This window comes from Streptomyces sp. NPDC004065, from assembly GCF_044903565.1.
In the GTDB taxonomy this organism is placed as follows: domain Bacteria; phylum Actinomycetota; class Actinomycetes; order Streptomycetales; family Streptomycetaceae; genus Streptomyces.
In genome coordinates, this window is the sequence record NZ_JBJDQT010000063.1 from 1,808 (window position 1) to 3,136 (window position 1,329).

Sequence of the window (1,329 nt, forward strand, 5' to 3'; positions counted from 1 at the left end):
TTGACACGACTTCGGCGGTACGCTTGAGCCCCGCTACATTGTCGGCGCGGAATCACTAGACCAGTGAGCTATTACGCACTCTTTCAAGGGTGGCTGCTTCTAAGCCAACCTCCTGGTTGTCTCTGCGACTCCACATCCTTTCCCACTTAGCGTACGCTTAGGGGCCTTAGTCGATGCTCTGGGCTGTTTCCCTCTCGACCATGGAGCTTATCCCCCACAGTCTCACTGCCGCGCTCTCACTTACCGGCATTCGGAGTTTGGCTAAGGTCAGTAACCCGGTAGGGCCCATCGCCTATCCAGTGCTCTACCTCCGGCAAGAAACACACGACGCTGCACCTAAATGCATTTCGGGGAGAACCAGCTATCACGGAGTTTGATTGGCCTTTCACCCCTAACCACAGGTCATCCCCCAGGTTTTCAACCCTGGTGGGTTCGGTCCTCCACGAAGTCTTACCTCCGCTTCAACCTGCCCATGGCTAGATCACTCCGCTTCGGGTCTTGAGCGTGCTACTCCAACGCCCTGTTCGGACTCGCTTTCGCTACGGCTACCCCACCCGGGTTAACCTCGCAACACACCGCAAACTCGCAGGCTCATTCTTCAAAAGGCACGCAGTCACGAGAACAAGGCAAGCCTTGTTCCGACGCTCCCACGGCTTGTAGGCACACGGTTTCAGGTACTATTTCACTCCCCTCCCGGGGTACTTTTCACCATTCCCTCACGGTACTATCCGCTATCGGTCACCAGGGAATATTTAGGCTTAGCGGGTGGTCCCGCCAGATTCACACGGGATTTCTCGGGCCCCGTGCTACTTGGGTGTCTCTCAAACGAGCCGCTGACGTTTCAGCTACGGGGGTCTTACCCTCTACGCCGGACCTTTCGCATGTCCTTCGCCTACATCAACGGTTTCTGACTCGTCCCACGGCCGGCAGACCGTGGAAGAGAGATCCCACAACCCCGTATACGCAACCCCTGCCGGGTCTCACACGCATACGGTTTGGCCTCATCCAGTTTCGCTCGCCACTACTCCCGGAATCACGGTTGTTTTCTCTTCCTGCGGGTACTGAGATGTTTCACTTCCCCGCGTTCCCTCCACACTGCCTATGTGTTCAGCAGTGGGTGACAGCCCATGACGACTGCCGGGTTTCCCCATTCGGAAACCCCCGGATCAAAGCCTGGTTGACGACTCCCCGGGGACTATCGCGGCCTCCCACGTCCTTCATCGGTTCCTGGTGCCAAGGCATCCACCGTGCGCCCTTAAAAACTTGGCCACAGATGCTCGCGTCCACTGTGCAGTTCTCAAACAACGACCAACCACCCATCACCCCGGA

General features: G+C 57.4%; 1 rRNA gene (running past one end of the window). It reads right to left on the reverse strand.

The features are described from left to right. Positions 1–1,269: ribosomal RNA gene (locus tag ACI2LW_RS33535) — 23S ribosomal RNA — on the reverse strand; it reaches 1,599 nt to the left of the window's first position. Between the last annotated feature and the right edge of the window lie 60 nt (positions 1,270–1,329).